The following is a 22,564-nucleotide window of genomic DNA, read 5'->3' on the forward strand; positions in this document are numbered from 1 at the left end:
CGATCTCCTCTCTGGGGGGACCCGCGCGCCTCGAGGCTGCGCGTCCCGGTGAAGTCCTTCGGTCGGCGTTCCTCCCCGGGCGCCGGAGCGCAGCGCGGCGGAACACGACGCAGAACGCTAACCGCGGGTCCGTGGACCGCCCCCGGTCGCGGCGTGGACTGAGACCCGATCGTTGCGAAGCGCCCGCCCTCACCCACCGCACGGTGTCCTGGGTCACCCGCGACGGCGCCGGGGGCGCCCCCTACCGTTCCTCCGCATGGGACGACGAGATGGCCTGCGCGGGCCGGTGGCAGCTCTGCTGGCCGCGGGGCTCGCCGTGTTCCCGGTGACGGCGGCGTCCGCGGAGGCGCCGCGCCCGACCGCGGATCCGGGTGCGCCCACCCCGAGCGCGCCACGCACCGAACGGCCTCCGCAGGGCAGCGCTCCCAACGGAAGCACGGTCGGTGGCGAGGACCTGGACACGCGGGGGCTGGTCGTGGCCGACGGCACTCCCCCGCTGCCCGGACCGCTGGCCGCCTCCGGCTGGCTGGTGGCCGACGCACGGTCCGGCGCGGTGCTCGCCGCCCGGGACCCGCACGGCCGCTACTACCCGGCCAGCACGCTGAAGGCGCTGACCCTGCTGACCCTCGCGCCCCGGCTCGATCCGGCGCAGGTCGTCGTCGGCACACCGGAGGACGAGCAGATCGAGGGCAGCCGCATCGGCCTGCTCGCCGGCGGCGAGTACTCCGTCGGCCTCCTCCTCCAGGGGCTCGTCCTGCAGTCGGGCAACGACGCCGCGAACGCGCTGGCCCGCGCCGCCGGGGGCACCGAGGCGACGGTCGCGGCCATGACCGAGACGGCCGAGGCGATCGGCGCCTACGACACCGTCGTCGGCGGACCCTCCGGGCTGGACGTCGCCGGGCAGTCGTCGTCGCCCTACGACCTGGCGCTGATCTTCCGGGACCTCGTGGAGGACCCGGTGACCGCCGCGCTGCTGATCACGCCGACGGCGCAGGTGCCCGACGTGCCCGGCCGCGCCCCCGGCTTCCAGATCCAGAACCAGAACCCGCTCGCGGGCTACCCGGGCACGCTCGGCGGGAAGACCGGCTTCACCGACGCCGCCCGGCACGCGTTCGTGACCGCGGCGGAACGGGACGGCCGCCGGCTGGTCGTGAGCGTGCTCGACACCGAGCCCCGGCCGCTGCGCGCCGCCGACCAGGCCGCGCTGCTGCTGGACTGGGGCTTCGCCGTCCCGCCGGGGACCGACGGCGTCGGCCGGCTCGTCGAGCCGGCCGACCTGGTCGAGCTCACCGAGGTGGCCGAGCCGACCGAGGTGGCCGAGCCCACCCGCTCGGCAGGGCCCGCCGCCGGACAGCCCGCGGCGGCGGTTCCGCCGGACCCGGCGGAGGACGCGCCCCCGCCGCTGCTGGGCGCCGCGCTGGCGGTGGCCGCGGCGGGCGTCGTCGTCCTCACCGTGGCCGGCCGGCGGAGGGCGGTGCGCCGGGTCAGCGAGGAGGGCCGGTGAGCGGGTACTCGCGGGCGACGGCCCAGGCGCCGGTCGGGGTCTGCTCGAACTCGGTGAAGTGCTCCACCTGGAACTGGGCCGAGAGGTCGGCCAGGCCGCTGTAGGCCAGCTCGAGCATGTCGGGGGCCACGTCGTGCGCGACCGTCACGTGCGGGTGGTACGGGTAGGCCAGCGGCCGGGACAGCGGACCCTGGCGGACGTCGGTGGCCAGCAGCTCGCAGTCACCGATCCCGCGGGCCACCGCGACGAAGACCACGTCCGAGACCGGGCTGAAGGTGCCGGTCCCCGCCAGGTGCATGGTGAACGCGGGGTGTGCGCGGGCCACGCCGGCGAGGTGCTCGGCGACCGCGGACCGGTCGGCCACGGCCACCTCGGTGGGGGGCAGCAGGGTCACGTGCGGGGGCACGAGGCGGGCCTGCGGATCGCCCACCTTCGTGCGCCAGTCGACGAGCAGCTGGGCCCACGGCTCCGGCACCGTCACCACGACGCCGATCACCGCCCTGGCCTCCGCGGGACCCCCCGGGGTCATACGGGCGCCCCCGGGGCCAGGAAACCGACGCGGTCGTACGCCTCGGCCACGGTCTGCCGCGCCACCTCGCGGGCACGCCGGGCGCCGTCGGCCAGGATCCGCTCGAGCTCGGCCCGGTCGTCGAGCAGCTCGGTGGTGCGCTGCCGCACCGGAGTCACGAACTCGGTGACGACCTCGGCCAGCTCCTTCTTCAGGTCGCCGTAGCCACGGCCGGTGAAGTGCTCCTCGAGCTCCCGCACGCTGCGCCCGGAGAGCGCGCTGTGGATGTTCAGGAGGTTGGTGACGCCGGGCTTGCCCGCCGGGTCGGCGACGATCTCGCGGCCGGTGTCGGTCACCGCCGACCGGATCTTCTTCGCCGTCACCGCCGGCTCGTCGAGCAGGTACACCGTGCCCGCCGGGGGCAGGCTCTTGCTCATCTTCCGCTCCGGCGACTGCAGGTCCAGGATCTTCGCCGCGCCCGGCGGGATGTAGGCGGCCGGCACCGTGAACGTCGTCCCGAAGCGGCTGTTGAACCGCGTCGCCAGGTCGCGGGTCAGCTCCAGGTGCTGGCGCTGGTCCTCACCGACCGGCACCTGGTCGGCCTGGTAGACGAGGATGTCCGCCGCCTGCAGCACGGGGTAGGTGAACAGGCCGACGGTCGCACCGGCAGTGCCCTCGCGCTGGCTCTTGTCCTTGAACTGGGTCATCCGGCCGGCCTCGCCGAACCCGGTCAGGCACTCCATGACCCAGGACAGCTGCAGGTGCTCCGGCACGTGGCTCTGCACGAACAGCGTGCTGCGGGCCGGGTCGACGCCGAGCGCCAGCAGCTGCGCGGCCGAGACCAGCGTGCTCCGGCGCAGCTCGGCGGGGTCCTGCGGCAACGTGATCGCGTGCAGATCGACGACGCAGTAGAACGCCTCGGTCGTGTCCTGCAGAGCCACCCACTGCCGGAGCGCGCCGAGGTAGTTGCCGAGCTGGAAGGAGCCCGCGGAGGGCTGGATGCCGGAGAGCACACGGGGCAATGACTTCGACTGCGGCGGCACGGACGCCATCAAACCAGCCGCCGGGACTCCTCGTTCCGGCCTCCCCCGTTCCGGTGGGGACTCAGGCGGGGCGGACCGCCACCGGCACGTCGTCGCGCACGGCGTCCAGCGCGGCCAGGAAGGCGTCGTCCTCCCCGGGCGCACCGACGGTCACGCGCACCCCCTCGCCCGGGAAGGGCCGGGTGATCACCGCCCGTGCCTCGAGGGCCGCGGCCAGCGCCGCGGCCTGCTCCCCCACCGGCAGCCAGACGAAGTTGGCCTGGCTGTCGGCGACGTCCAGGCCGCGGTCGCGCAGCTCCCCGGTGAGCCGCTCCCGCTCGGCGACGACGGCGGCGCACCGCCGGCGCACCTCGTCCTCGCTGGCCAGGGCCGCGACGGCGGCAGCCTGGGCGAGCATCGAGACGCTGAACGGGACGTGGGTCTTGCGCACGGCCTCGGCGACGGCGGGGTCCTCGGCGATCAGGTAGCCGACCCGCAGCCCGGCCAGGCCCCACGCCTTGGAGAAGGTGCGCAGGACGGCGACGTTGGCGCGGCCGCGCATCAGCTCGACGCCGTCGGGCACGTCGGGGTCGCTGACGAACTCCCGGTAGGCCTCGTCCAGGACGACCAGCGTCGTCGCGGGGACCGCGTCGAGGAAGCGCTCGAGCTCGGCGCGGCGGACCGCCGTCCCGGTGGGGTTGTTCGGGTTGCAGACGAAGACCAGGCGGGTGGTGTCGTCGATCGCGGCCAGCAGACCGTCGAGGTCGTGGGTGTCGGCGGGGCCGCCGTCGCGACCGGGGACGAGGGGCACCTGGACCGGGCGGGCGCCGGCCACCCGGGCCAGCAGCGGGTACATCTCGAAGGACCGCCAGGCGAACGCGATGCTCGTGCCGGGTTCGCTGTAGGCCTGGGCGAGCTGCTGGCACAGCATCACCGCGCCGCAGCCGGTGGCGATCTGCGCCGGGTCGACGCCGTAGCGCTCCGCCAGCGCCGCGGTGAGGACGCCGGCGCCGTTGTCGGGGTAGCGGTGGCAGTCACCGGCGGCTGCGGCCACGGCCTGGACGACGGACGGCAGCGGCGGAAAGGCGACCTCGTTGCTGGCCAGCTTGACCGCCCGGTCGACGCCGATCTCGCGGGCGAGGTCGGCCGGGTTGCGCCCGGGCCGGTACGCCGGCAGGGCCTGGATCGCCGGGCGGGGGCTCACCACGGGCTTCGACCTCCTCGGCCGCCTAGGGTGGCGGCATGCGCGTCCTGGTCGCCGGTGGAGCCGGCTACATCGGCAGCGTAGTGACCGCTGCCCTGCTCTCCGACGGCCACGAGGTCACCGTGCTCGACGACCTCTCCACCGGGCACGCCGACGCCGTGCCGTCGGGGGCGACGCTGGCGGAGGTGTCGCTGCACGACTCGGCGCCGGTGCTCGCCGACGTCCGGCCCGAGGCGGTGCTGCACTTCGCGGCGAGGTCGCTCGTCGGCGTCTCCCAGCAGCAGCCGGAGGACTACTGGTCGACCAACGTCGGCGGCTCACTGGCCCTGCTCGAGGCGATGCGCGCCGCCGACTGCCGCCGGATCGTCTTCTCCTCGACCGCGGCCACCTACGGCGAGCCCGACCAGGTCCCCATCCGCGAGGACGCACCGACCCGGCCCACCAACACCTACGGCGCCTCGAAGCTCGCCGTCGACCACATGCTGACGTCCTACGCGGTGGCGCACGGCTTCGCGGCGGTGAGCCTGCGGTACTTCAACGTGGCCGGTGCGGCGTTCGGGCTGGGCGAGCGGCACACGACCGAGACGCACCTCATCCCGCTCGCGCTGCAGGTCGCGGCCGGGCAGCGCGAGTCGCTGACCGTGTTCGGCCGCGACTACCCCACGCCGGACGGCACCTGCATCCGCGACTACGTGCACGTCGAGGACCTCTCCGACGCACACCTCCTGGCGCTGCCCGCGCCGTCGGCCGGTGAGCACCGCATCTACAACCTCGGCAACGGCACCGGCTTCTCCGTGCAGCAGGTCGTCGACGCCGCCCGCGAGGTCACCGGGCACCCGATCCCGACCACCGACGGACCGCGGCGGGCCGGCGACCCCGCGCAGCTGGTCGCCTCGAGCGATCGCATCCGCGCCGACCTGGGCTGGGCGCCCCGGCACACCGACCTGGTGGGCATCGTCCGCGACGCCTGGGACGTCGCGCGCACCCGCTAGCCGGTCGGGCGCTCGACGCCGTCCGGGTCGGCCGCGGCCGCCTCGCCGTCCTCGGGCTCCGGCGGGGGCGGGTCCACCCGCAGCCGGGCGATCCGCCGTCCGTCCAGCTCGACGACGGCGATCTCCCGGCCCTCCACCACGATGGTGTCGCCCACCTCGGGGAGCCGCCCGAGACCGGCCAGCACGTACCCCGCCACGGTCTCGTAGGGACCCTCCGGCAGCTGCAGCCCGGTGGCCTCGGTGAAGTCGTCGAGGTTGAGCAGTCCGTCGACCTCGCGCGGAGCGTCCGGGGACTGGCGCGCCTCCGGCTCGACCTCGGCGTCGTACTCGTCGTAGATCTCGCCGATGACCTCCTCGATGAGGTCCTCCAGCGTCACGATCCCGTCGGTACCGCCGTACTCGTCGACGACGATCGCCAGGTGCTGGTTCTCCCGCCGCATCTCGCTGAGCGCGGTGAGCACCCCGGCGGTGCCGGGCAGCCGCTTGACCTCGCGGGCGAGGTCGCCCACGGTGGCGGCCCGGCCGGCCGGGTGGTTGGGGAGGAACAGGTCGCGGACGTGCACGAAGCCGACGACGTCGTCCTGGTCGCGGCCGGCCACCGGGAAGCGTGACCAGTTGGAGTCCGCGACCTGCTTGGCCGCGCGGCTGGTCGTCATCGAGGCGTCGAGGAAACCGACCTCGGTGCGCGGGGTCATGACCTCGCGCACGTCGCGCTGGCCGGCGCGGAAGACCTCGTCGATCAGCCGCCGCTCGTCGCTGCTGAGGGATTCGTGCGCGGCCACGAGGTCGCGCAGCTCCTCCTGGCTGATCGACTCCCCGCTCTGGGTGGGGTCGCCGCCCAGCAGGCGGACCAGCGCGTTCGTGGACTTCGACAGCAGCCAGATGACGGGCCGGGACAGCTTGGCGATGGCGTTCAGGGGCGCGGCGACGACCAGGGCGAACCCCTCGGCCCGCTGGAGGGCGAGCCGCTTCGGGGTGAGCTCGCCGACGACCAGCGACAGGTAGCTGATCGCGATCGTGACCAGGACCAGGGCGAGCGTGCTGGAGAGCCCCGGGGAGACCCCCCCGGCGGCCAGCCGGTCGGCCAGCGGCTCGGACAGGGTGCTGGCACCGAAGGCCGCCGAGAAGAACCCGGCCAGCGTCACCCCGACCTGGACGGCGGCGAGGAACTGGTTGGGGTCGCTGAGCAGCTTCTGCACCGCCTTGCCCCGGCGCCCGGTCTCGGCCATCGCCCGGACCTGCGACTCGCGCAGCGAGACCAGCGCGATCTCGGCGCCGGCGAAGACCCCGCCGATCATGACGAAGACGACGACCATGACGATGTTGAGCCAGACGTCGCTCACCGGCGGCGTACTCCTCGAGAGCTGGGATGGGGCGGTGCGGGCACCCCATCGTGCCCTGGCGGGGCGCCCCCCGTACCGCGCTCCGGGCCCTGACGGCGTCCACGCCGCTCGACGTGACCTGCGTCTCGTGCACTGTCGGTCCTCTTGCGCTTACGTTTAGTCTCGACTCGATAACGAATCGTGATCATCTCGGGGAGTCCCGTGCGCCACCGTTCCAGCACCCGACCGCTGTCGGCCGACCTCGTCACCCCCGGCGCGCGGCACCGCCCCGTCGCGGGCGGACGAGGCATGGGCGGCCGCTGGCGGATCGTCGTCCCCGTGCTGGCCCTCGTGACCGGGTTCGTGCTGGCCGCCCCGGTCGTCGCCGGCCCCGGCTCGCCGTCGGGGACCGCACTGGAGGCCTCGGCGGCCGCGCGCTCCGCGGACACGCCGGTGGTCATGGGCCTGGACGGGCGTCCGACGTCCTCGACCTTCGCCAGCGCCTCCGCCTGGCTGGCGCTCGACGCCGACGGCGCCGCGCGGGTGGAGATCCCGGTCAGCAGGTCCGGGCGCGCGGCCGCGCCCGCCGAAGCGCCGGCACCGGCGCCCGCGCCGGCGCCGTCGCCGGTCGAGGCCCCGACGCCCCCGCCGGCCGTCGTCCCGGTGCCCGATCCGGCACCCCCGGCGCAGACCACCGCGGCCCCGGACCGGCCGTCGCCGACGACCACCTCGCCCGTTCCCGTGGCGCCGCGGCCCACGCTGGCCGGTACGCCCGCTCCCCCGCCGCCGCCGGCGCCGTCCGACCGCGCGGGGCAGGTGCTGGCGCTGGTGAACCAGGAGCGCGCTGCCGCCGGCTGCTCCCCCGTCGCCGCCGACCGCGGGCTCGCCGCGGTCGCCGCCGCGCACAGCGCCGACATGCGGGACCGGAGCTTCTTCGACCACGTCAACCCCTCGGGTCTGAGCCCCTTCGACCGCGCCTCTGCCGCCGGCCTCTCCGCCCGGGCCGAGAACATCGCCCGCGGGCAGGCCGACGCCGCGGCGGTCATGGAGTCGTGGATGTCGAGCCCCGGCCACCGGGCGAACATCCTCGACTGCGGGCTCGAGCGGCTCGGCGTCGGCATCGCCGACGGCGGCAGCGGCCCCTGGTGGACCCAGCTCTTCAGCTGACCCCGCCGCACTCATCGTCCGCACGTGCGGGGAAGTTGTCGCTCCGACCCTGCTGCGAGGGACTACTTCCCCGCAGTTGCGTCGCGGAGGAGTGCTCGCACCCGCCGAACCAACGCTTCCGGGTCGCGAAGGTCGGCCGCGGTGACGTGCAGGACGGTCCAGCCGGCAGCCACCAGCCTGTTGAGCCGACGGCGGTCCCGCGCGAACTGGCCGTCCTCGGCGTGCCAGGCACCGTCGTACTCGACCGCCACCCGCAGCTCGGGATAGGCGAGATCGACGCGCGCGGCGAACCCACCGTCGGCGTCCCGGACCACGTGCTGCGGGACCGGCGGCAGGCCGGCCACCGTCAGGACCACGCGGAGCCGCGACTCCGGCTGGGACTCCGCCCGCGCATCCGCGAGCCCCACCGCGCGCGCGGCCTGCCGCGCACCCCGGCCGCGGCGGGCAGCGGCCGCCTCCCGCAACTCCTCCGCACCGACGACGCGCATGCCCAGCAGCACGTCCAGCGCCGCGACCGCCTCGGGGAGGGGGTCCCACCGCGCGATGTCCAGCGCCGTGCGCACCGCCGTCGTGCAGCGCCATCCGCCGAGATCGGCGACATCGGAGACGGGCAGGTCGAGCCGGCGCACCCGTAGGCCCTCGACCGGGCCGAACCGCACGCCCGCCGGCACCGTCACCTCCACCGGTGCACGCCTGTCGGCGAGCGCCGTCGCCCCGTGCAGATGGGCGGCGGTCCGGCCGCTGAAGACGGCGGAGGGCGGGGCCAGCAGCCGCGCGCCGCGGATGCGCACGGTCAACGAGTCCGGGAGTCGGGCATCGGCGTAGACGCCCCGGTACAACCGGCGCCAGGCGGTGCTCCGCAGGGCGGCGGGCGTCAGGAGGCCGTCGGCCACGACGTCGCGGCCCCGGAAGACCGCGCCGTGCAGGGCGGCCGGGCGGGTGGGGACGGGCACCGGAGGAGCGTGCCCGAGCAGGACGCGCCGCCGGCTGCGTCGTCCCCAGGACACGCGACGGCCCCCGGACCCGGGAAGGGTGCGGGGGCCGCCGTACGTCGGGGACTACCTCAGACCATGGCCTTCTTGAGGTTGGCGTCGATCGCCGCCAGGAAGTCCTGGGTGGTCAGCCACGGGCTGTCCTTGGAGATCAGCAGCGCGAGGTCCTTGGTCATCTGACCGCTCTCGACGGTGTCGATGCAGACCCGCTCCAGGGTCTCCGCGAAGCGGGTGACCTCGGGGGTGCCGTCCAGCTTGCCGCGGTGGGCCAGGCCCCGCGTCCAGGCGAAGATCGACGCGATCGGGTTGGTCGACGTCTCCTTGCCCTGCTGGTGCTGGCGGTAGTGCCGGGTCACGGTGCCGTGGGCGGCCTCGGCCTCGACCGTGCGGCCGTCCGGGGTCGCGAGCACCGAGGTCATGAGGCCGAGCGAGCCGAAGCCCTGGGCCACGGTGTCGGACTGCACGTCACCGTCGTAGTTCTTGCAGGCCCAGACGTAGCCGCCCTCCCACTTGAGCGAGGCGGCGACCATGTCGTCGATCAGCCGGTGCTCGTAGGTGATGCCGGCGGCGTCGAACTTCTCCTTGAACTCGGCCTGGAAGACCTCCTCGAAGATGTCCTTGAACCGGCCGTCGTAGGCCTTGAGGATCGTGTTCTTCGTGGAGAGGTACACCGGGTAGCCGCGGTCGAGGCCGTAGTTCATCGACGCCCGCGCGAAGTCGCGGATCGAGTCGTCGAGGTTGTACATCGACAGCGAGACGCCGGCGCCGGGGGCCTGGAAGACCTCGTGCTCGATCGGCTCCGAGCCGTCCGTCGGCGTGAAGGTGACCGTGAGCGTGCCCGCCGAGGGGAACTTGAAGTCGGTGGCGCGGTACTGGTCACCGAAGGCGTGACGGCCGACGATGATCGGCTTGGTCCAGCCCGGCACCAGGCGCGGGACGTTCTTCATGATGATCGGCTCGCGGAAGATGACGCCGCCGAGGATGTTGCGGATCGTCCCGTTCGGGGAGCGCCACATCTTCTTCAGGCCGAACTCCTCGACCCGCGCCTCGTCCGGCGTGATCGTGGCGCACTTGACGCCGACACCGTGCTTCTTGATGGCGTTGGCGGAGTCGATGGTCACCTGGTCGTCGGTCGCGTCACGCGACTCCATGCCCAGGTCGTAGTACTCCAGGTTCACGTCGAGGTACGGGAGGATCAGCTGGTCCTTGATGAACTGCCAGATGATCCGGGTCATCTCGTCGCCGTCGAGCTCGACGACGGTGCCCTCGACCTTGATCTTCGCCACGTGCGCGTTCCTTCTCTCTGCTTGCTGCTCCGAGCGTTCGCTCAGAGGTCGGCTACGTCAGCCTGCTTGGCGCGCACGGCCTCGGCTGCGTCGCGCAGCCCGGCCAGCTCGCTCTCGGACAGGTCGCCCTCGACGACCCTCCGCACTCCCTGTCGGCCGATCTCGGCCTCGACGCCCAGGTAGACGCCGCTGATCCCGTACTCGCCGTCCACCCAGGCGCACACCGGCATCACGGCGCCGGAGTCCTCGATCACGGCCCTGGCCATGCGGGCCGCCGCCGCCGACGGGGCGTAGTACGCCGATCCGGTCTTGAGCAGCGCCACGACCTCGGCCCCACCGTTGCGGGTGCGGTCGACCAGGTAGTCGATGCGGTCGGCCGCCATCACCTCGGACAGCGGCTTGCCGTCGACGGTGCACCGCGACGGCACCGGCACCATCGTGTCGCCGTGCGAGCCCAGGGTCAGCGTCGTCACCGAGGACACCGGGACGCCGAGCTCCTCGGCCACGTTGTTGGTGAAGCGGGCGGTGTCCAGCATCCCGGCCTGCCCCATGACGCGGCCCTTGGGGAACTGCGTCGCCAGCTGGGCCAGCGCGGTCATCTCGTCCAGCGGGTTGGAGACGACGATGACGACGGCGTCGGGCGACGTGGCGGCGACGTTCTCCGCCACCTGCCGCACGATCCCCGCGTTGGTCTCGATGAGGTCCATCCGGCTCATGCCCGGCTTGCGCGGGATGCCCGCCGTGATGACGACGACGTCGGACCCCTCGGTGCCCTCGTAGGAGCCGCCCCCGACCCCCACCACCCGGGTCTCGAAGCCCTCGATCGGCCGCGACTGGTTGATGTCGAGGGCCAGGCCCTCGGGCTTGCCCTCGACGATGTCGGTGAGGACGACGGTCTCGAAGACGTCGTACTCGGCGAGACGGAGAGCGGTCGTGGAGCCGTAGAACCCGGCGCCCACCACGGTGACCTTGCCGTTCCGAGGCTTGTCTGCCATGGCCGCCAACCTAGCGCCGCGGACGCCGTCGCGCCTCAGCGGGTGCGCTACGGGACCCGGAGACTCGGGATGGCCAGCGTGATGGTGGTCAGCGCCAGGCCCGCGGCGGCGAGCAGGACGACGTCCACCGGGCGGCTGCGCACGGCGAGGAAACCCACCCGGCGTTCCGGGAGGAACAGCCGCAGCAGCGCCGCCCCCACCAGCGCCAGCCCCATGACGGTGAGCCCTCTGCGCCAGTGCTCGAGGATGACCAGCGCCAGCCCGACGCCGACCACCGCCAGCACCGCCAGCAGGGGCAGCTGGCGGACCAGACCCGCGACGAACGGCCGGCGGATGTAGAGCGGCGGACGACCCTCGGTCACGCGGTGAGGGCCTCGCGGGCGGCCGCCTGCTCGGCGGCCAGGACGACGTTCTGCAGCAGCATCGCGCGGGTCATCGGACCGACCCCGCCCGGGTTGGGCGCCACGTGCCCCGCCACCTCGACGACGTCCTTCGCGACGTCCCCGGCGATCTTGCCGTCCACGCGGCTGACCCCGACGTCCAGGACGGCGGCACCGGGCTTCACCAGGTCGGCGGTGATCAGGCCGGGGACCCCGGCCGCGGCCACGACGATGTCGGCCGAGCGCACGTGCGCGGCCAGGTCGCGGGTGCCGGTGTGGCAGAGCGTCACGGTCGCGTTCTCCGACCGGCGGGTGAGCAGCAGTCCCAGCGGGCGCCCGACGGTGATGCCGCGGCCGATGACGACGACCTCGGCTCCGGCGATGGGCACGTCGTACCGGCGCAGCAGCTCGATGATGCCGACGGGGGTGCAGGGCAGGGCGCCCGGGACGTTGAGCACCAGCCGGCCGAGGTTGACCGGGTGCAGGCCGTCGGCGTCCTTCTCCGGGTCCATGGCCTCGAGGACGACGCTCTCGTCGATGCCGGCGGGCAGCGGCAGCTGCACGATGTAGCCGGTGCAGGCCGGATCGGCGTTCAGCTCCTCGACGACGGCGAGGACGTCGGAGAGCGTGGCGGTCGCCGGGAGCTCGCGCTGGATGCTGGCGATGCCGACCTGGGCGCAGTCGGAGTGCTTGGCGTTGACGTACCAACGGCTGCCCGGGTCGTCACCCACGAGCAGCGTGCCCAGCCCCGGGGTGTGACCGGCGGCGGCGAGCGCAGCCACCCTGCCCGTCAGTTCCGAGCGGATCGCCGCCGCCGTCGCCTTGCCGTCCAGGATCGTCGCGGGCACGCCGGACAGTGTGCCCGAAAGCTGCCGGGAGCGGCGCCGCGGTCCTAGGCTCGGTGGCGCAGCAGTACGTCCCGAGCCGGAGGTGCCGCATGACCCAGCCCGAACAGAGCCCCATCGGAGCGACCGCGGCCTCGGGTGCGCCGCCCGGCGCGACGACCCCGGTGTACTCGTCCGAGCCGGTGCCCTACCGCGGCCCCGAGAGCCTCGGCGGGCTGCTGCTGATCCTCGCCGGGATCGTGGCCGCGGTCAGCCTGCTGCTGGACTGGCTCGCGGACGTCGACGGCACCGGATGGGACCTCGTGCGCGACGGCTTCGAGGACCTCGACGCGGTCATCGACAACGGCCTGTGGCAGCCGCTGGCGGTCGTGCTCGGCGGCGGCGTGCTGCTGGTCCTGGGCATCCTGATGTGGCTGCCGGCGCGCTCGCACCGCTTCCTCGGGCTGCTGGGGCTCATCGTCAGCGGCGTGATCGTGTGGGCGGTGCTCGTGCCGCTGGAGGACGCCGGCTGGGAGTTCGACGACTTCGGCCCCGGCTTCTGGTGCGCGATCGCCGTCGCCGTCCTGGGTCTGCTCGGCAGCCTCAAGGCCCTCCTGACGGGCCGGAAGTACCGATGACATCGTCGTCCTCCGGACGACACCGCGGCCACGTGCCGTCCCCACGTTGCGCCGAGCGCGTCAGCCGCTCGATCGCGGGACCCTCCGGGCCCCACTCCTCACGACGCCGTTCCGGCTAATCAGCCACAAGGGCGCCGTGGGCCCGGGTGAACTGGACCGCCTGCCCCAGGTCCAGCCGGACGCCGGTCAGCTCGAAGGCGAGCCAGTTGACCTCGTCCGTCGACGCCCCGCGCAGGTCGGTGCCGCGCAGCTTCACGCCCTGCAGCCGCGCCCGGTCCAGGTCGGCGCCGGTCAGGTCGCACTCCCGCAGGTCGGCATCGGTGAAGTCGGCCTCCCGGAACCGCTGGCCCGACAGGTCCAGCCCGGACAGGTCGGCGGCACGCAGGTTCGCGTAGCTCCAGTCGCACTCGGTCGCGGTCATGGGCCGCAGGTGGGCGCCGGGGAACTGCGAGCCGGTCAGCTTGCAGCCGTCCCAGGTGACGTCGCGGAGCACGGCCCGGTCGAACCGGCAGGAGAGGAAGGCCGACCCGGAGTGCCGGGAACCGCTCAGCCGGACACCGGTCAGCACGCACTGGTCGAACACGCAGCGCCGGGTGACGAGCTCCTCGAGGGAGGCGTCGTCGAACCGGCACCGGGTGAAGGTGACGCCGTCGAGCTCGGCGCCCCACCAGTCGACCCGGGCGAAGTCCTCTCCCTCCACCTCCGCCCCCGGCTCCGGCGGGCCGACGTGCGGACGCGACGAGACCATCAGTGGGCGAAGTGGCGGGTACCGGTCAGGTAGAGCGGCACGCCGGCGGCGGCCGCCGCCGCGACGACCTCCTCGTCGCGCACCGACCCGCCGGGCTGGACGACGGCGCGGACGCCGGCGTCCAGCAGCACCTGGAGACCGTCGGCGAACGGGAAGAACGCGTCCGAGGCCGCCACCGAGCCGGTCGCCCGCTCCCCCGCCCGCGCCACGGCCAGCCGCGCGGAGTCCACCCGGTTCACCTGGCCCATGCCCACACCGACCGTCGCCCGGTCGTGCGCCAGCAGGATCGCGTTGCTCTTCACCGCGCGGACCGCCCGCCAGGCGAACACGAGGTCGTCCAGACCGGCCGCGTCCAGGGGCTCCCCGGTCGCCAGCGTCCACGACGTCGGGTCGTCCCCCGCCGCGTCGATGCGGTCGGTGGCCTGGAGCAGCAGGCCGCCGCTGACCGGCCGCAGCTCCGCGGCGGCCCCGGGCAGGTGCGGCAGGCGCAGCAGCCGGATGTTCTTCTTGCCGGTCAGCACGCGGAGCGCGTCGTCGGTGAACGACGGGGCGACGACGACCTCGGTGAACACCTCGGCGACCTGCTCGGCCATCGTCAGGTCGATCTCGCGGTTGGCCGCGATGACGCCGCCGAAGGCCGACAGCGGGTCGCACGCGTGCGCCTTGCGGTGCGCGGCGGCGATGTCCTGCCCGACGGCGATCCCGCAGGGGTTGGCGTGCTTGATGATCGCCACGCACGGGTCCGCGTGGTCGTGCGCGGCCCGCCAGGCGGCGTCGGTGTCGACATAGTTGTTGTAGGACATCGCCTTGCCGTGCAACTGCTCGGCGTGCGCCAGCCCGGGAAGGGCGCCGCGGTAGAGGGCGGCGCCCTGGTGCGGGTTCTCGCCGTAGCGGAGCACGTCGGCCCGCTCCCAGCTCGCGGCGACCCACTCCGGGAAGTCCGTGTCCGGGTCGGGTGCGAGGACGCTGCCCATCCACGAGGCGACGGCGATGTCGTAGGACGCGGTGTGCCGGAACGCGGCGACCGCCAGGCGGCGGCGCTGCTCGAGGGTGAAGCCTCCGTCGGACACGGCGGCCAGGACGTCGTCGTAGCGCGCGGGGTCGACGACGACGGCGACCGACGGATGGTTCTTCGCCGCCGCGCGCACCATGGCGGGCCCGCCGATGTCGATCTGCTCGACGCACTCGTCGGGAGCCGCGCCGGAGGCCACGGTCTCGGTGAACGGGTAGAGGTTGACCACGACCAGGTCGAAGGCGGCGATCCCGAGCTCCTCGAGCTGCGCCCGGTGCTCGGGCCGGCGGCGGTCGGCGAGGATGCCCGCGTGCACCGAGGGGTGCAGGGTCTTGACCCGCCCGTCCAGGCACTCGGGGAAGCCGGTGACCTGCTCGACGGGCGTGACCGGGATGCCGGCGTCGGCGATCCGGCGGGCGGTGGCGCCGGTGCTGACCAGCTCCACGCCGGCGCCGGCCAGCCCACGGGCCAGCTCCTCGATGCCGGTCTTGTCGTAGACGCCGAGCAGGGCGCGACGGATCGGGCTGCGGTCGCTCATCGGGAGCTGTGTCCTCTCGTCCCGGTGGCCGCCAGGCGGGCCACCGTCTCCACCAGGAGCTCGCGCTCCACGGCCTTGATGCGTTCGTGCAGTCGGGGCTCGTCGTCGTCGGGCAGCACCGGCACCTCGCGCTGGGCCAGCACCGGTCCGGTGTCCACGCCGGCGTCGACCGTGATGACCGAGGCCCCGGTGACGGCGGCGCCGGCGGCGAGGGCGTCCCGCACCGCGTGCGCGCCCGGGAACGCCGGCAGCAGCGCCGGGTGCGTGTTGATCATCCGGTTGCCGACGGCGTCGAGCACGGCCGGTCCGACGATCTTCATGAAGCCGGCCGAGACGACCAGGTCCGGATCGCGGGCAGCGATCTCGGCGGCCAGCGCCCGGTCCCAGGCGGCGCGGTCGGCGTGGTCCCGGAGCGCGCAGACGAAGGTCGGGATGCCGCGGCGGCGGGCGTGCTCGAGGCCGGTGGCCGGGCGGTCGGCGCCCACGGCGACGACGTCGGCGGGGTAGCCGGGGTCGTCCGTCGCGTCGAGCAGCGCGGCGCAGAGCGAGCCGGTGCCGGAGAGCAGGACGACGACCCGTGCCCGAGACGTCGATCGTCCGGGGCTGCTCACCCCGCGACCCTAACCGCCGGACCGATCGGGCCCGCCGGGCGGCGTCAGGCGGCGGTGCGCCACCGGGTGGCGGCGGCCGCGAGCGCCGCGGCGATGCCGGCCTGCGCGGCGACGGCCACGCCCGTGGCCACCGGCGGCGCCCCCACCTGGGCGAGGCCGGCGTCGCCGAGCGACCCGCCGGCGGCCCAGACCAGGAGGCCGGAGACCCCGCCGAGCAGGACGCCGGCGAGCACGCCGCCCAGGCCGGCCACGACCGAGCCGCCGTCGTCCGCCCTGAAGCGACGGGCCAGGGTCCGTCCCGCGACCAGGCCGGCCAGCACGGGGATCGCCTGGGAGGCGAACGCCAGCAGCGGCACCGCCTGGGTGTCGGGCAGTGCGGCGAGCATCGGCAGCGCCGGGACCTGTCCCAGCGTCACGCCGTGCACGGAGACGAACGTGCCGCTGCCCACCCAGAACCCCGGCCCCGCGGCCAGGCCCAGGACCGCGGCGGCGGCGTTGGGCAGCAGCAGCACACCGAGTCCGAGCAGCCCGAGTGCTCCCGCGCCGGCTCCGCCGAGCCGGCCGGAGACGGCCGCGTACCCGTCGGCGTCGGCGGCCAGCGAGATCGCGACGACGGCGAGGCACAGGGCCAGCGCGGTGAGCAGGCCGGCGAGGACACCGCGCAGCACCGGGCCGGTCTGGGAGGGCAGCCGGCCGAGGGCGGCGTCGAACGCGCCGGACTCCCGGCTCACTCCCCACCCGGCCGCGGTGGCCGCCAGCAGGGCGCTGCCCAGGACGGCGCGCGGCAGGCCCACGTCGGCGCCGGGCCCGTCCGCGATCAGGGCCAGGACCGCGGTGAGGACGACGTGCGCGCCGGCCAGGACACCGACGGCGCGCACCGCGTCCCGCGGGCCGGTGGGGCCGGCGGCCCGGACGACGACGCGGCCGACGCCGGCCAGCCCCCACGCGATCCCGAGGGTGAGCAGCAGCGGCGCGAGCACGATCGGCCCGGAGGCGACCGTGATGCCCGCCCCCTGGGCCAGCAGCCACAGCCGGGCGGCCAGCAGGACCGATCCGCCGGCTCCCGGCCCACCGGCGGGGTCCAGGGTGGAGACGACGCCGACCGCGAGCGCCAGGACACCGAGGCCGGCGACCGACACGGCGACGGCCGCGGCGAGCGCGAGCCACACCAGCGGGAGCGATCCGTTGCCGCCGTCGGAACCCCTCCGGGGCAGACGTGCGAGCAACGAGACCACGGACCCAGTCTCCCAAGCAGGCGCCGTCCGTGGTCGCCACACGCGCCCGGCGAGCCGACAAACCGGGAACCCGACGAAGCGGTCAGGGCCGGCGGCCGGTGACCGCCGGCCCTGAACGACTGCTTCGTGCGGGTCCGGGTCCGCTCAGGCGGTGCCGCCGGGCTGCCCCGGTGGCGCCTGGGGCGGCGTGCCCGGGTGGCCGTGCGGCGGCGGCGGGGGCTGCCCGTAGGGCTGGGGAGGCTGTGCCTGCTGCGGGGGCTGCCCGTGGGGCTGGGGAGGCTGTGCCTGCTGCGGGGGCTGCCCGTAGGGCTGGGGAGGCTGCATCTGCTGCGGGGGCCGCCCGTAGGGCTGGGGAGGCTGCATCTGCTGCGGGGGCTGCCCGTAGGGCTGGGGAGGCTGCATCTGCTGCTGGTCACCCGTCGACCGACCGCTTCCCCCCGCCTTCCGGGCCCGCAGGTCCGGCAGGGCCAGCAGCACGGCGAGGACGGCGGCGGCGAGCACGGTGAGCAGAGCCAGGAACGCGATGATGCTGAAGCTCGCCTCCTGGTCCGGCCCGTCGGCCAGGTCGAGCTGGTCGATCCAGGTGATCAGGAAGAGCAGTAGCGCCAGGCCGGCCAGCCCCGCGGTGACGAAGCTGCGCGGCACGGACAGCCGCACGGTCGTGAACGCCGGGAGGAGCACCCAGACGGCGGCGGCCAGCAGCAGCAGCCAGGCCAGGATCGACGGCCCGGTGGCGTAGCCGATCTCGAAGGTGAAGTCGCCGAAGCCGATCGCGTCGGAGAACCCGTTGGTGGAGGCGTCGACGCCCTCGAGACCTTCGTCGTCGAAGCCGTACCAGGGCAGGATCATGAACAGCGTGAAGAGCAGGACCGTGCCGGCGAACAGCCGCTCGAGGAGCCCGACCTTCGAGAGGTCCACCGACGTGCGCCTGCCGCCTGCCGGTCCCGGCACGCCGTAGCCCTGCTGGGCGTAACCGCCCTGCTGCGGCTGCTGACCCCACGGTGACTGCGGCTGCTGGCCCCAGGGCTGCTGCGGCTGCTGCGGCTGGCCCCAGGGCTGCTGCGGCTGCTGCGGCTGCTGCGGCTGCTGCGGCTGCTGCGGCTGCTGACCGTACGGCGGCTGCTGCCCCGGGTGGGGCTGCTCGGGCCCGCCGGGGGGCGGCGGCGGCTGACTGGTCATCTCGAGCCACTCCTCGGTAGTCGTTCGATCACTGAGCTCCTGTTCGAGCAGTCCCGAGCCCTGGCAACCGCCTCGTCCGCAGTATCCCCCGTCGTGATCCGACCGGGTCCGGACGCAGCACTGCCCGGTGACCGCAGCTGCGGTCACCGGGCAGTGGAGGAGCCGCGGCGGTCAGCCGCCGATGATCTCCCGCATGAGCTGCGCGGTCTCCGACGGGGTCTTGCCCACCCGGACGCCGGCGGCCTCGAGGGCCTCCTTCTTCGCCTGGGCGGTCCCGGCCGAGCCCGAGACGATGGCGCCCGCGTGGCCCATGGTCTTGCCCTCGGGCGCGGTGAAGCCGGCGACGTAGCCGACGACGGGCTTGGTGACGTTGGCCTTGACGAAGTCGGCGGCCCGCTCCTCGGCGTCGCCACCGATCTCACCGATCATCACGATGGCCTCGGTCTCCGGGTCGTCCTGGAAGGCCTGGAGGCAGTCGATGTGCGTGGTGCCGATGACCGGGTCGCCACCGATGCCGACGGCGGTGGAGAAACCGATGTCCCGCAGCTCGTACATCATCTGGTAGGTCAGCGTGCCGGACTTCGACACCAGGCCGATCTTGCCCTGCTTGGTGATGTTGGCCGGGATGATGCCCGCGTTGCTGCGCCCGGGGCTGATCAGGCCGGGGCAGTTCGGCCCGATGATGCGCGTCGCGCCACCCTGGGCGTGGGCCCAGACGTAGGTCGAGTCGTGCACCGGGATGCCCTCGGTGATGATCACGGCGAGCCCGATCTGGGCGTCGACGGCCTCGATCGCGGCGGCCTTGGCGAACGGCGGCGGCACGAAGATGACGCTGACGTCGGCGCCGGTCTCCTTCATGGCGTCGGCGACCGAGCCGAACACCGGCACGCTGGTGCCGTCGAAGTCGACGTTGGTACCCGCCTTGCGGGGGTTGACGCCGCCGACGATCGCGGTGCCGGACGCGAGCATGCGCGAGGTGTGCTTCATGCCCTCGGAGCCGGTCATGCCCTGGACGATGACCTTGCTGTTCTCGTTGAGGAAGATCGACATCTCTGGAGTCCTGTCGGGAGTCGGGGAGGTCAGGAGGCGGCGAGCTCGGCGGCCCGGCGCGCGGCGCCGTCCATCGTGTCCACGACGGTGACCAGGGAGTGGTTGGCCTCGGCGAGGATCCGCCGGCCCTCCTCGACGTTGTTGCCGTCGAGCCGGACGACCAGCGGCTTGGTGGCCTCGTCGCCGAGGATGCCCAGCGCGGAGACGATGCCGTTGGCCACGGCGTCGCAGGAGGTGATGCCGCCGAAGACGTTGACGAAGACGCTCTTCACGGCGGGGTCGGAGAGGATGATCTCCAGGCCGTTGGCCATGACCTCGGCGGAGGCGCCGCCGCCGATGTCGAGGAAGTTGGCCGGCTTGACGCCACCGAACTCCTCGCCCGCGTAGGCCACGACGTCCAGCGTGCTCATGACCAGGCCGGCACCGTTGCCGATGATCCCGACCTCGCCCTCGAGCTTGACGTAGTTGAGGTTCTTCTCCTTGGCGCGCGCCTCGAGCGGGTCGGCGGCGGCGGCGTCCTCGAGCGCGGCGTGCTCGGACTGCCGGAACTCGGCGTTCTCGTCGAGCGTCACCTTGGCGTCGAGGGCGAGGACGGTGCCGTCGGGCGCCTTGGCCAGCGGGTTGATCTCGACCAGCGTGGCGTCCTCCTTCGTGAAGACGTCCCACAGCTGCACGGCGATGGCGATGACCTGGTCACGCACCTCGGCCGGGAAGTTCGCGGCGTCGACGATCTCGGCCGCCTTGGCCGCGTCCACACCGACGCTGGCGTCGACGGGGATGCGGGCCAGCGCCTCCGGGCGCTCGACGGCGAGCTGCTCGATCTCCACGCCGCCCTCCTTCGAGGCCATGGCCAGGAAGGTGCGGTTGGAGCGGTCGAGGAGGTAGGAGAAGTAGTACTCCTCGGCGATGTCACTGGCCTGGGCCACCATCACGCGGTGCGTGATGTGCCCCTTGATGTCCAGCCCCAGGATGTCCTGGGCGCGCGCCTTCGCGTCCTCGGGGTTGTCGGCGAGCTTGACGCCACCGGCCTTGCCGCGGCCGCCCACCTTCACCTGCGCCTTCACGACGACGGTCTGCCCGATCTCGCGGGCGATCGCCTCCGCCTGATCGGGCGTATCGGCGACGCCGCCGGGGAGCACGGGGACACCGTGCGAGGCCAACAGGTCACGGGCCTGGTACTCGAAGAGATCCACGAAGAGGGACCGTAGCCCGCCCGTAACCGGAATGCCGCCCCGGGCGTTGGAGAGATGGGTCCGGCGTGGGGTGCATCACAGCCTTCCTCACCCGATTGCGGCAGCGAACGGGCCGCCCCGCCGCGCCACCGCCCGATCGCCGACCGACGAGGAGCTCCCGTGCGCCGAACGACGACCGCCCTGCTCACGGCCGTGCTGGCCACCGGAGGGACGGTCGCCCTGGCGCCTCCCGCAGCCGCGACCGAGATCGTCCCGCGCGACCTGACGATCACCGTGACCGGCCTCGGACCGGAGAACCGGACCTGCCAGATCGACGCGGATCTCTACGTCCCCCCGGGCGTCACCGCCCGCAGGCCCGGCCCGGCCCTGCTGGCGACGAACGGGTTCGGCGGCACGAAAGCCGACCAGGCCGACTTCGCCCAGGGCTTCGGCGAGCACGGGTACGTGACGCTCTCCTACACCGGCCTCGGCTTCGTCGACGGCGACCTGTGCCCCATCACCCTCGACGACCGCGAGCACGACGGTGCCGCCGCGAGCCAGCTCCTGCGCTTCCTCGGCGGCGACCGCTCGATCGTCGCGGTGGACGACGCGACCGGCGAGCGCGTGCACGTCGACCAGGTGATCCGCCAGGACCGCCGTACCAAGGTGCGGCACGACCCGGCGGTGGGGATGGTCGGCGGCTCCTACGGCGGCCAGATCCAGTTCGCGGCCGCCGCCGTCGAGCACGCGGCCGGCACCGACCGGCTCGACGCGATCGTCCCGATGATCACGTGGAACGACCTCTCCTACTCGCTCAACCCCGACAACAGCGGCATCCCCGGCGGCAGCGCGCTGAGCGGCTCGGTCGGCTCGCCGAACACCGGTGTGTTCAAGTACCAGTGGTCGCTGCTGTTCACCGCCCTCGGCCTGGCCAGCGGCCTGCAGGACCTGCCGGGGCTCGGCGATCCGGCCCAGGTGCGCAACCTGGCGCGGGAGAACTGCCTGAACTTCGACGCCCCGGTCTGCACCGCCCTCGCCGAGGTGGCCGCGACCGGGTACGCCAGCCAGCGGTCGGTGGAGTTCCTGCGGTCGAACTCCGTGGCCGCCTACGTCTCCGACGTCCGCACGCCGACTTTGATCGCGCAGGGCCAGGCCGACACCCTGTTCAACCTGCAGGAGTCGGTGGCCACCTACGCCGCGCTGAAGGCGCAGGGCACCCCGGTGTCGCTGGTCTGGCAGTCCTGGGGGCACAGCGCCCTCGACCCGCAGCCGGGCGAGTTGGACCAGCGCAACCCCGAGAACTCCTACCAGGGCCGCCAGGCGCTGGCCTGGTTCGACCACTACGTGCGCGGCCGCGGCAAGGCGCCGGCACCGGTGTTCGAGTACTACCGCGACTGGGTGATGGCCGAGACGGGGGACGTCGAGCAGGCCTACGCCTCGGCACCGTCCTACCCGGTGGGGACCGAGCGGACGCTGCACCTGTCCGGCGGCGGGCTCTTCGGTGGCGCACTGGTGGACGACCCGGCGCAGGTGGTGCCGGGTCTCAGCACCTACAGCAGCGTCGCGCCGATCGGCCCGAACTACACCGAGACGGCGTTCCTGGACCAGACCGGCCCGGTCACCGATCCGCCGGGGACGGCGATCCGCTTCTCGACGCCACCCCTGGCGCAGCCCATGGACGTCGTCGGCTCGCCCCGGCTGACCGTGCAGCTGGATGCCCCGGCCGTCGCCGCGACGCAGGCGGGCGGCCCCGGCGGCCAGCTGGTGGTCTACGCGAAGGTGTACGACGTCGGCCCGGACGGTGCGGTGGAGCTGCCGCACCGGCTGATCTCCCCCGCCCGGATCGCGGACGCGACGAAGCCGGTCACCATCGAGCTGCCGGCGATCGTGCACCGGTTCGCCCCGGGTCACCGCCTGGCCGTCGTCCTGGCCGGGGGGGACCTCGCCTACCGCGGCGCCACCCTCCCGCAGCCGGTCGCGCTGGCGACCGGCCCGGGGCGGGTGCAGCAGCTCACCGTGCCGGTGGTCAGCCCCTGAGGCGCTCGCGCAGCCAGTCGACGACCTCGGCCGGAGGGGGGGGGGGGGGGGGGGGGGGGGGGGGGGGGGGGGGGGGGGGGGGGGGGGGGGGGGGGGGGGGGGGGGGGGGGGGGCGGCGTGGGGGGGGCCGTGCTGCGCCCGGCCGCCC

The 22,564-nt window shown here is 74.1% G+C and carries 21 protein-coding genes; 5 read left to right on the top strand and 16 right to left on the bottom strand.

Going from position 1 to position 22,564, the window contains the following annotated elements; genetic code table 11:
• Window positions 1-256 precede the first annotated feature (256 nt).
• A complete protein-coding gene (locus ACI793_RS16290; RefSeq protein ID WP_456607417.1) occupies window positions 257-1,504 on the top strand; it encodes a D-alanyl-D-alanine carboxypeptidase family protein in 1,248 nt (415 codons plus the stop codon).
• On the opposite strand, the gene ACI793_RS16295 is transcribed toward ACI793_RS16290, so the two are convergent.
• The 3 genes from ACI793_RS16295 to hisC form a co-directional block, all read right to left on the bottom strand.
• Window positions 1,485-2,000 (bottom strand): 2'-5' RNA ligase family protein, encoded by a 516-nt coding sequence (locus tag ACI793_RS16295; protein ID WP_456607418.1) that lies wholly within the window; start codon window positions 1,998-2,000, stop codon window positions 1,485-1,487. The two genes, ACI793_RS16290 and ACI793_RS16295, sit on opposite strands and share 20 nt — an antisense overlap.
• A 29-nt stretch (window positions 2,001-2,029) precedes the next feature.
• A complete protein-coding gene (gene trpS / locus ACI793_RS16300) occupies window positions 2,030-3,055 on the bottom strand; it encodes a tryptophan--tRNA ligase (RefSeq protein WP_456607419.1) in 1,026 nt (341 codons plus the stop codon).
• 61 nt (window positions 3,056-3,116) lie between these two features.
• Window positions 3,117-4,241 carry a histidinol-phosphate transaminase gene (hisC, locus tag ACI793_RS16305; RefSeq protein ID WP_456607420.1) on the bottom strand — a complete coding sequence of 375 codons (1,125 nt, stop codon included), beginning with the start codon at window positions 4,239-4,241 and terminating at the stop codon, window positions 3,117-3,119.
• Window positions 4,242-4,276: 35 nt separating this feature from the next.
• On the opposite strand from hisC, the gene galE reads away from it, so the two are divergent.
• The gene (galE, locus tag ACI793_RS16310) at window positions 4,277-5,230 is read left to right on the top strand and encodes a UDP-glucose 4-epimerase GalE (protein ID WP_456607421.1); all 954 of its coding nucleotides are present in this window, start codon (window positions 4,277-4,279) and stop codon (window positions 5,228-5,230) included.
• On the opposite strand, the gene ACI793_RS16315 is transcribed toward galE, so the two are convergent.
• Window positions 5,227-6,573, bottom strand: a complete 1,347-nt coding sequence (locus ACI793_RS16315; protein WP_456607422.1) for a hemolysin family protein — start codon at window positions 6,571-6,573, stop codon at window positions 5,227-5,229. The genes galE and ACI793_RS16315 overlap by 4 nt on opposite strands.
• A gap of 201 nt (window positions 6,574-6,774) precedes the next feature.
• On the opposite strand from ACI793_RS16315, the gene ACI793_RS16320 reads away from it, so the two are divergent.
• Window positions 6,775-7,719: a CAP domain-containing protein gene (locus ACI793_RS16320; protein WP_456607423.1), complete on the top strand. Its 945-nt coding sequence runs from the start codon at window positions 6,775-6,777 to the stop codon at window positions 7,717-7,719.
• A 62-nt stretch (window positions 7,720-7,781) separates the two neighbouring features.
• On the opposite strand, the gene ACI793_RS16325 is transcribed toward ACI793_RS16320, so the two are convergent.
• The 5 genes from ACI793_RS16325 to ACI793_RS16345 all read right to left on the bottom strand — a co-directional run bounded on the left by ACI793_RS16325 (window position 7,782) and on the right by ACI793_RS16345 (window position 12,220).
• The gene (locus ACI793_RS16325; protein WP_456607424.1) at window positions 7,782-8,672 is read right to left on the bottom strand and encodes a DUF559 domain-containing protein; all 891 of its coding nucleotides are present in this window, start codon (window positions 8,670-8,672) and stop codon (window positions 7,782-7,784) included.
• 110 nt (window positions 8,673-8,782) lie between these two features.
• Window positions 8,783-9,997 (bottom strand): NADP-dependent isocitrate dehydrogenase, encoded by a 1,215-nt coding sequence (locus ACI793_RS16330; protein WP_456607425.1) that lies wholly within the window; start codon window positions 9,995-9,997, stop codon window positions 8,783-8,785.
• 41 nt (window positions 9,998-10,038) lie between these two features.
• Window positions 10,039-10,992, bottom strand: a complete 954-nt coding sequence (mdh, locus tag ACI793_RS16335; protein ID WP_456607426.1) for a malate dehydrogenase — start codon at window positions 10,990-10,992, stop codon at window positions 10,039-10,041.
• 47 nt (window positions 10,993-11,039) lie between these two features.
• The gene (locus ACI793_RS16340) at window positions 11,040-11,354 is read right to left on the bottom strand and encodes a DUF3017 domain-containing protein (protein ID WP_456607427.1); all 315 of its coding nucleotides are present in this window, start codon (window positions 11,352-11,354) and stop codon (window positions 11,040-11,042) included.
• The gene (locus ACI793_RS16345; protein WP_456607428.1) at window positions 11,351-12,220 is read right to left on the bottom strand and encodes a bifunctional methylenetetrahydrofolate dehydrogenase/methenyltetrahydrofolate cyclohydrolase; all 870 of its coding nucleotides are present in this window, start codon (window positions 12,218-12,220) and stop codon (window positions 11,351-11,353) included. The genes ACI793_RS16340 and ACI793_RS16345 overlap by 4 nt, the downstream gene beginning before the upstream one ends.
• An 89-nt stretch (window positions 12,221-12,309) precedes the next feature.
• Between ACI793_RS16345 and ACI793_RS16350 the strand changes: the two genes are divergently transcribed.
• Entirely contained in the window at window positions 12,310-12,834 is a 525-nt protein-coding gene (locus ACI793_RS16350) for a hypothetical protein (protein ID WP_456607429.1), read from the top strand.
• Window positions 12,835-12,949: 115 nt separating this feature from the next.
• Here the strand turns inward: ACI793_RS16350 and ACI793_RS16355 are convergent, their stop codons facing one another.
• From ACI793_RS16355 to sucC, 7 genes are all read right to left on the bottom strand, one after another.
• Window positions 12,950-13,582, bottom strand: a complete 633-nt coding sequence (locus ACI793_RS16355; RefSeq protein ID WP_456607430.1) for a pentapeptide repeat-containing protein — start codon at window positions 13,580-13,582, stop codon at window positions 12,950-12,952.
• Window positions 13,582-15,132: a bifunctional phosphoribosylaminoimidazolecarboxamide formyltransferase/IMP cyclohydrolase gene (gene purH, locus ACI793_RS16360; RefSeq protein ID WP_456607431.1), complete on the bottom strand. Its 1,551-nt coding sequence runs from the start codon at window positions 15,130-15,132 to the stop codon at window positions 13,582-13,584. Before purH ends, ACI793_RS16355 begins: the two co-directional genes overlap by 1 nt.
• Window positions 15,129-15,743 (bottom strand): phosphoribosylglycinamide formyltransferase, encoded by a 615-nt coding sequence (gene purN / locus ACI793_RS16365; RefSeq protein ID WP_456607432.1) that lies wholly within the window; start codon window positions 15,741-15,743, stop codon window positions 15,129-15,131. Before purN ends, purH begins: the two co-directional genes overlap by 4 nt.
• Before the next feature lie 44 nt (window positions 15,744-15,787).
• Window positions 15,788-16,978: a cell division protein PerM gene (locus tag ACI793_RS16370; RefSeq protein ID WP_456607433.1), complete on the bottom strand. Its 1,191-nt coding sequence runs from the start codon at window positions 16,976-16,978 to the stop codon at window positions 15,788-15,790.
• 144 nt (window positions 16,979-17,122) lie between these two features.
• Entirely contained in the window at window positions 17,123-18,157 is a 1,035-nt protein-coding gene (locus tag ACI793_RS16375; RefSeq protein ID WP_456607434.1) for a hypothetical protein, read from the bottom strand.
• A 171-nt stretch (window positions 18,158-18,328) separates the two neighbouring features.
• On the bottom strand, window positions 18,329-19,207 hold the full coding sequence (gene sucD / locus ACI793_RS16380; protein WP_456607435.1) for a succinate--CoA ligase subunit alpha: 879 nt from the start codon (window positions 19,205-19,207) through the stop codon (window positions 18,329-18,331).
• Window positions 19,208-19,236: 29 nt separating this feature from the next.
• The gene (gene sucC / locus ACI793_RS16385) at window positions 19,237-20,400 is read right to left on the bottom strand and encodes an ADP-forming succinate--CoA ligase subunit beta (RefSeq protein ID WP_456607436.1); all 1,164 of its coding nucleotides are present in this window, start codon (window positions 20,398-20,400) and stop codon (window positions 19,237-19,239) included.
• Window positions 20,401-20,559: 159 nt separating this feature from the next.
• On the opposite strand from sucC, the gene ACI793_RS16390 reads away from it, so the two are divergent.
• Complete coding sequence (locus ACI793_RS16390) at window positions 20,560-22,416, top strand: CocE/NonD family hydrolase (protein ID WP_456607437.1); 1,857 nt, start codon at window positions 20,560-20,562, stop codon at window positions 22,414-22,416.
• Window positions 22,417-22,564 lie beyond the last annotated feature (148 nt).

Source organism: Blastococcus sp. SYSU DS0617, from assembly GCF_054051075.1.

Excerpts from the sequence above, each read along its gene's own strand:
- ACI793_RS16290 (WP_456607417.1), top strand. The coding sequence starts at position 257 with ATGGGACGACGAGATGGCCTGCGCGGGCCGGTGGCAGCTCTGCTGGCC.
- galE (WP_456607421.1), top strand. The coding sequence starts at position 4,277 with ATGCGCGTCCTGGTCGCCGGTGGAGCCGGCTACATCGGCAGCGTAGTG.
- mdh (WP_456607426.1), bottom strand. The coding sequence starts at position 10,992 with ATGGCAGACAAGCCTCGGAACGGCAAGGTCACCGTGGTGGGCGCCGGG.
- ACI793_RS16350 (WP_456607429.1), top strand. The coding sequence starts at position 12,310 with ATGACCCAGCCCGAACAGAGCCCCATCGGAGCGACCGCGGCCTCGGGT.
- ACI793_RS16355 (WP_456607430.1), bottom strand. The coding sequence starts at position 13,582 with ATGGTCTCGTCGCGTCCGCACGTCGGCCCGCCGGAGCCGGGGGCGGAG.
- purH (WP_456607431.1), bottom strand. The coding sequence starts at position 15,132 with ATGAGCGACCGCAGCCCGATCCGTCGCGCCCTGCTCGGCGTCTACGAC.
- ACI793_RS16375 (WP_456607434.1), bottom strand. The coding sequence starts at position 18,157 with ATGACCAGTCAGCCGCCGCCGCCCCCCGGCGGGCCCGAGCAGCCCCAC.
- sucD (WP_456607435.1), bottom strand. The coding sequence starts at position 19,207 with ATGTCGATCTTCCTCAACGAGAACAGCAAGGTCATCGTCCAGGGCATG.